The sequence below is a fragment of the Vibrio sp. V10_P2A27P122 genome (assembly GCF_963874335.1).
Lineage (GTDB): Bacteria > Pseudomonadota > Gammaproteobacteria > Enterobacterales > Vibrionaceae > Vibrio > Vibrio anguillarum.
The window spans coordinates 1-6,846 of sequence record NZ_CAWNHY010000078.1; the positions used below are offsets into that span (position 1 = coordinate 1).

5 protein-coding genes and 4 tRNA genes are annotated in these 6,846 nt (G+C 44.6%); all 9 read right to left on the minus strand.

Annotated elements, in window-relative coordinates; all coding sequences use genetic code 11:
• Positions 1-69: 69 nt before the first annotated feature.
• Positions 70-146 (minus strand) — tRNA-Arg (locus AACQ17_RS04365).
• A 66-nt stretch (positions 147-212) separates the two neighbouring features.
• Positions 213-305 (minus strand) — tRNA-Ser (locus AACQ17_RS04370).
• 31 nt (positions 306-336) lie between these two features.
• Positions 337-413: transfer RNA gene (locus tag AACQ17_RS04375), tRNA-Arg, on the minus strand.
• Positions 414-454: 41 nt separating this feature from the next.
• Positions 455-547: transfer RNA gene (locus AACQ17_RS04380), tRNA-Ser, on the minus strand.
• 186 nt (positions 548-733) lie between these two features.
• On the minus strand, positions 734-931 hold the full coding sequence (gene csrA, locus AACQ17_RS04385) for a carbon storage regulator CsrA (RefSeq protein WP_010320440.1): 198 nt from the start codon (positions 929-931) through the stop codon (positions 734-736).
• A gap of 92 nt (positions 932-1,023) precedes the next feature.
• Positions 1,024-2,211: an aspartate kinase gene (locus AACQ17_RS04390; RefSeq protein ID WP_013857703.1), complete on the minus strand. Its 1,188-nt coding sequence runs from the start codon at positions 2,209-2,211 to the stop codon at positions 1,024-1,026.
• Positions 2,212-2,416: 205 nt separating this feature from the next.
• On the minus strand, positions 2,417-4,999 hold the full coding sequence (gene alaS / locus AACQ17_RS04395) for an alanine--tRNA ligase (RefSeq protein ID WP_094147673.1): 2,583 nt from the start codon (positions 4,997-4,999) through the stop codon (positions 2,417-2,419).
• 121 nt (positions 5,000-5,120) lie between these two features.
• Positions 5,121-5,624: a recombination regulator RecX gene (recX, locus tag AACQ17_RS04400; protein WP_017047536.1), complete on the minus strand. Its 504-nt coding sequence runs from the start codon at positions 5,622-5,624 to the stop codon at positions 5,121-5,123.
• A 35-nt stretch (positions 5,625-5,659) separates the two neighbouring features.
• Complete coding sequence (gene recA, locus AACQ17_RS04405) at positions 5,660-6,706, minus strand: recombinase RecA (RefSeq protein ID WP_010320444.1); 1,047 nt, start codon at positions 6,704-6,706, stop codon at positions 5,660-5,662.
• Between the last annotated feature and the right edge of the window lie 140 nt (positions 6,707-6,846).

Genomic DNA, 6,846 nt, shown 5'->3' on the forward strand with positions numbered 1-6,846 from the left:
GCCAGGTACTCTATCCAGCTGAGCTAAGGACGCGCAGAGTTAATGACAGTATCACTAACTTTAAATAAGTGGCGCGCTCAGGAGGATTCGAACCTCCGACCGCCTGGTTCGTAGCCAGGTACTCTATCCAGCTGAGCTATGAGCGCGCAAGATGTGAATTACATCACAAAAATTTTATTTCTGAACAAAAAAATTGACTCATGGTCAATAAATGGCGGTGAGGGAGGGATTCGAACCCTCGATACGGCTATAAACCGTATACTCCCTTAGCAGGGGAGCGCCTTCGGCCTCTCGGCCACCTCACCGCATTTTCACATTCAATCTTACGAAAGAATATGGCGCGTCCTGGAGGATTCGAACCTCCGACCGCCTGGTTCGTAGCCAGGTACTCTATCCAGCTGAGCTAAGGACGCACATTGTTCTTTATTTGGATGCTAAACCAAATAAGCAAGAATGGCGGTGAGGGAGGGATTCGAACCCTCGATACGGCTATAAACCGTATACTCCCTTAGCAGGGGAGCGCCTTCGGCCTCTCGGCCACCTCACCGTCTTGCGGAGGCACATATTACTTTTTACCAAAAATATGTCAAACACTTTCTTGGTAAAAGCGACAAAAATCAAATCAACCGTTGGCTATTTAATCAAAGCGCTGTGAAATTAAACTTTTCTGTCATATCAGTGACTTCAAAGCATAAAAAAGGCCAGCAAAATTTGCTAGCCTTCCTTGTGATAATTAGTAGTTGCTAGGTGCAACACTACCATTACCTTTTTCAGCTTGAATGCGCATGTAGATTTCTTCACGGTGGACAGAAACCTCTTTCGGTGCATTCACACCGATACGCACTTGGTTACCTTTTACACCAAGAACTGTTACTGTCACTTCATCACCGATCATTAGTGTTTCGCCAACGCGGCGAGTCAAAATTAGCATTCTTTGCTCCTTGAGTAATCTCTGTATTATATTGCAACTGCGCTATTATCCACTAAAAGTTATATTTTCGTAAACTATCTATTAGTGCGCTCTCACCCTAAAGAGACATGTTTTAGGTGAAAAGCTAATAGCTCATCTGACGTTATATAGGCCTCATGTAAAATATTGGCTGCCTTATCAACATGTTGTGGCTGCATAACTAGCATTAACGATTGTTTATCAACCGAAAGGGAACTCACTTCGATCCCTTGTTCTGCAAGTAATTCACATGAGCGTTCAACTAATTCCTGAGCTAGTAAACCTACCGTGGTCAATAAACTAACGGGTTCACTATTACGGATTTTGTCATTGAAAACCAGAGCTAATTTAGCACAAGCGTCTCGTTTTATAATGACACCTGTCCATTCTGCCTCTTCGATCACACTCCACACTTCCACACCGAGCATTTGGCACTGCTTGGCTAAACTCGGGAAATGATCATGTTGCACAGTAATAAGCGCCATATCGCGTTGAATCGCAATGCCACATACTGCTTTATGACACTGCTCACCTTTGATTAGACTGCCTGCGTTTACATCAAAAGTAGACAATACGCGTAAAGGAACTTCATTTTCCCACGCATATTGCACACAAGGTAAATGCAGAACTTTAGCGCCTTTACGTGCCATTTCTTCCATTGACGGGAAATCAACGATCTCTAATTTTTGAGCCGTTGCAACCACACGTGGATCACATGTGTAAACACCATCCACATCAGTGAATATTTGACACTCATCGGCTTTAAGAGCTCCCGCTAGCGTCACAGCGCTAGTATCAGAACCTCCACGTCCTAAAGTGGTGATATCCCCATTCTCATTCACACCCTGAAAACCCGCTACCACCACAATATGATCTTGTGCCAGCAACTCGGTAATCGTTCGAGTATCAATCATTTTAATCGTCGCGTCATTGTGTTGATTATCGGTCACAATGTTCGCTTGAGCTCCGGTTAGTGAGCGAGCTGAATAGCCTAATTTATTGAGTGTCATCGCTAATAGCGCCATAGACACTTGCTCACCAGCAGAGAGCAAAACATCAAGTTCCCTTGCAGTTGGTACACTATCGATTTGTTGTGCTAAGCCCAACAGTCGATTGGTTTCTCCTGACATTGCAGAAACAACTACAACCACTTGATTACCATCATTCTTCGCCTTAATGATGTGTTCAGCGACGGTATGGATTCGTTCTATTGAACCCACCGAGGTTCCGCCAAACTTTTGCACGATAAGGGGCTTTTTCACCTATCTTCACCTTCCCAAGACCAAAGTCTCATTAGGACCAAATCGAAAGCAGAGCACTATGTTGAGTATCGATTCAGTAGTTACAAAAACAAAACCAAGCAGATAACTGGCTCGTATCCTATTGCGCCAATTAGACCACTTGGTTTGGTAAATAAAATTACGCCCAATCAAAAAACAGTGATTGAGCGTGACTTATTACAACGGTTTATAGATGCTCAGCAATCCAAGCATCTACGGAAGCTAAAGCGCTAGGCAAGGCATTAACATCCGTACCTCCCGCTTGAGCCATATCCGGACGGCCGCCACCTTTACCACCTACTTGCAAGGCAACCATATTGACCAGCTCCCCTGCTTTAACTTTAGCGGTAAGATCTTTGGTCACACCCGCAATCAAACCCACTTTATCATCAGCCACATTACCCAGCATGATAATGCCACTGCCTAACTGATTTTTTAGCTCATCAACCATACCACGCAGCGCTTTGTTATCGGCGCCATTAAGTTGAGCAACTAGCACTTTCACACCCGCAATTTCTTTTACATTGCTGATCAGATTGGCACTTTCTTTCGCTGCAAGTTTATCTTTTAACTGCTGCAACTCTTTTTCCAAAGATTTCGCTTTAGCCGCCATTTCAGCCACTTTGACTTCATATTGAGCCTGCTGTTGATCCAATAGATCCAGCGCGCCTTCACCCGTCACCGCTTCAATACGACGAATGCCAGCGGCAATACCGCCTTCAGAAACTATTTTGAATAGGCCGATGTCACCGGTGTTACTTGCGTGAATACCACCACACAGTTCGGTTGAGAAATCACCCATCGACAATACACGAACTTCATCGTCGTATTTTTCACCAAACAGTGCCATAGCACCTTTGGCTTTTGCCGCTTCGATGTCCATAATATTGGTTTCAATCGTGTGGTTACGGCGAATTTGCGCGTTCACTAGACGTTCCACTTCTTTTAGCTCTACGGGCGTCATTGCTTCTAAATGAGAGAAGTCAAAACGCAAGCTTTCCGCTTTTACCAATGAGCCTTTTTGCGCCACGTGCGTACCTAATACTTGGCGAAGTGCAGCATGCAACAAATGTGTGGCGGAGTGGTTCAGTGAAATTGCAGCGCGGCGCTTAGCATCAACAATGGCTTTCGCTTCATCGCCTTTGGCGAGTACGCCCTCGATGAGTTCACCGTGATGAGCAATGGCGTTGCCGAGTTTTTGTGTATCTTCAACTTTAAACAAGCCCGTGGCCGTTTGAATAACACCCGCATCACCACATTGACCACCGGATTCAGCGTAGAAAGGTGTTTCGCCCAAGATCAAAATCGCTTTATCACCCGCAGATAGAGTGTCAACTTCATTACCGTCAACAAACATAGCGGCAATGCGGCTCTCGCCTTGTGTCGCGCTGTAGCCACAGAAAGCGGTATTGGTATCAACTTTAATGATTGCATTGTAGTCAGTGCCAAATTGGCCCGCTTCACGCGCTCGTTGACGCTGCTCTTCCATCGCTTTTTCGAAACCTTGTTCGTCAATGGTCAGCTCACGTTCACGTGCAACATCATTAGTTAAATCAGCCGGAAAACCGTAGGTATCGTAAAGTTTAAAGACAGTTTCACCATCCAGTACGCTACCCTCTAAATTATCGAGTGCATCATTGAGGATCGCCATACCGCGTTCAAGAGTGCGACCGAAGTTCTCTTCTTCAATGCGCAGCACTTTTTCTACAAGCGCTTGCTGCTTTTTCAGTTCTTCACCAGCCGTTCCCATCACTTGTACTAATGGGCCAACCAGTTTGTGGAAGAAGGCACCTTGTGCGCCCAATTTATTACCATGACGCACCGCTCGACGAATAATCCGACGCAGTACATAGCCACGACCTTCATTCGATGGCATCACACCATCCACAATCAAGAAAGCACAAGAACGGATGTGATCAGCAACAACGCGTAGCGATTGATTGGAAAGATCGTCATAACCCGTTACATCAGCGGCGGCTTTAATCAAGGCTTGAAACACATCAATTTCATAGTTTGAGTGAACACCCTGCATGATCGCAGAAATACGTTCAATACCCATACCGGTATCAACGGAAGGTTTTGGAAGTGGCTCCATCGTGCCATCGGCATGACGGTTAAACTGCATGAAGACGTTGTTCCAAATTTCAATGAAACGATCGCCATCTTCCTCTGCAGAACCTGGAGGACCACCCCAGATATGATCGCCATGATCATAGAAAATTTCAGTACAAGGACCACACGGACCCGTATCACCCATTTGCCAGAAGTTGTCTGACTCATAAGCTTTACCACCCGGTTTATCGCCAATGCGAATAATGCGCTCAGCCGGAATGCCTACTTTTTTATTCCAGATATCAAATGCTTCATCATCGGTTTCATACACGGTAACCAGTAGACGATCAGCGGGCAACTTGAGTGTTACAGTAAGAAACTCCCACGCGTATGCAATAGCGTCTTCTTTGAAGTAATCACCAAAGCTGAAGTTACCCAACATTTCAAAAAAGGTATGGTGACGAGCGGTAAAACCAACGTTTTCCAGATCGTTATGCTTACCACCAGCTCGCACACAACGTTGCGCCGTTGTTGCACGTGTATAAGCACGCTTTTCTAAACCAAGAAAACAATCTTTAAATTGGTTCATTCCTGCATTTGTGAACAACAGGGTTGGGTCATTAGCGGGGACTAATGATGAACTATCAACAATTTGGTGTCCTTTACTTTCAAAGAACGAGAGGAACGCGCGGCGAACCTCATCAGTGCTCATAAACATGCAGCTCTTCCTGAAATACTCAAGTTAGAATTTTGCGTTATTGTAAAGCATGGACAAGAGTTCGACTAGTTTTCTTATAGAAAAGGCATGGCAGGAAATAAATTGCAGATCAGACGAAGAGTTAAGCTTCCGATGATGATAAAGCGTAGCTAATTTGCTCGAAGCTAAAGCCTCGATACTGCAAAAAACGCACTTGTTTGGCATGTTCTTTTGAACCTTTTTCCGCAGGTTCTCTGAATTTTTTTTCAGCCACTGCTTTTGCCAATTCAAACCAATCTTGAGGCTCTTGATGTAAAGCGGTTTCAATATCATCGCTACTGACTCTTTTTTGGCTCAGCTCTTGTCGAATACGCCGCTCACCATGACCTTTAGTGACATGTTGTCTTATTTGACTTGCGGCATAGCGCAGTTCATCCAAATAATGGTTCTCAAGGCAGTAACTCATTGTTTGAACGATAATTTCCGCATCATACCCTTTACTCATGAGCTTTTGCTGTAGCTCATGCTCGCTGTGATCTCGTCGGCTCAGTAATTGCAATGCGCATTCTTTGCACGATAACGTCGATTTGAATTTAGAGGAATACATACTGTCCCTATTGGTCATGGATAAAACAAAGCCCTGCATTGCAGGGCTTTGTTGAAATATAAACGTGGAGAAGATTACAACTCTTCTTCTTGAGGCATTTCGCTCAAAATAGGTTCTTCAACAATTAACTCGGCTGGATTGAGCAGCATTTCACGTAACTTAGTATCAAGAGCCATGGCTGCGGCTGGATTCTCTCTCAAGAATTTACAGGCGTTTGCTTTACCTTGACCAATTTTATCACCGTTATAGCTATACCAAGCGCCCGCTTTCTCAACCAATTTATGTTTCACACCGAGATCAACCAATTCACCTTCACGGTTAAAACCTTGTCCGTAAAGAATTTGAGTATCCGCTTGTTTAAAGGGAGCCGCGATTTTGTTCTTAACCACTTTAATACGCGTTTCGTTACCCACGACTTCGTCACCCTCTTTAATAGAGCCTGTACGACGAATATCTAAACGAACTGAAGCGTAGAATTTAAGGGCATTACCACCTGTTGTGGTTTCAGGGTTACCAAACATCACACCAATTTTCATGCGGATCTGGTTAATGAAGATGCACATGCAGTTGGACTGTTTTAGGTTACCCGTTAACTTACGCATCGCTTGAGAAAGCATACGTGCTTGGAGGCCCATGTGGCTATCGCCCATTTCACCTTCAATTTCAGCTTTTGGTGTCAGTGCAGCCACAGAGTCAATGACGATAACATCAATGGCACCAGAACGGGCCAAGGCATCACAAATTTCAAGCGCTTGTTCGCCCGTATCAGGTTGTGAAACCAACAGCTCATCGATGTTTACACCCAGTTTTTTAGCATAAATTGGGTCAAGGGCATGTTCTGCATCGATAAAAGCACAGGTTTTACCCACTCGTTGTGCTGCTGCGATCAATTCCAGCGTTAACGTTGTTTTTCCTGATGATTCAGGGCCGTAGACTTCAACGATACGTCCCATTGGTAAACCGCCAGCACCCAATGCAATATCCAAAGAAAGTGAGCCGGTAGAAATGGTTTCAACATCCATTGTACGGTTGTCACCAAGGCGCATGATCGAACCTTTACCAAATTGCTTTTCAATTTGACCCAGTGCTGCGGCTAGCGCCTTCTGCTTATTTTCGTCCATTACTTTCTCCAAACTGTCGCTGTGGGTAGCGGCTCGTTAAATTTTTTATCGACTCTTTAGTCGCCAATTGGGGTTAATTATACTGTTGATTCATACAGTGTCTATAGCTGTGTCGAAAAAATTTCGACTAGGTTCAATTT

What these genes read in the sequence shown, in the direction of transcription:
- csrA (WP_010320440.1), bottom strand. Translation starts at nt 931, where the DNA reads ATGCTAATTTTGACTCGCCGCGTTGGCGAAACACTAATGATCGGTGAT.
- alaS (WP_094147673.1), bottom strand. Translation starts at nt 4,999, where the DNA reads ATGTTTATGAGCACTGATGAGGTTCGCCGCGCGTTCCTCTCGTTCTTT.
- recX (WP_017047536.1), bottom strand. Translation starts at nt 5,624, where the DNA reads ATGCAGGGCTTTGTTTTATCCATGACCAATAGGGACAGTATGTATTCC.
- recA (WP_010320444.1), bottom strand. Translation starts at nt 6,706, where the DNA reads ATGGACGAAAATAAGCAGAAGGCGCTAGCCGCAGCACTGGGTCAAATT.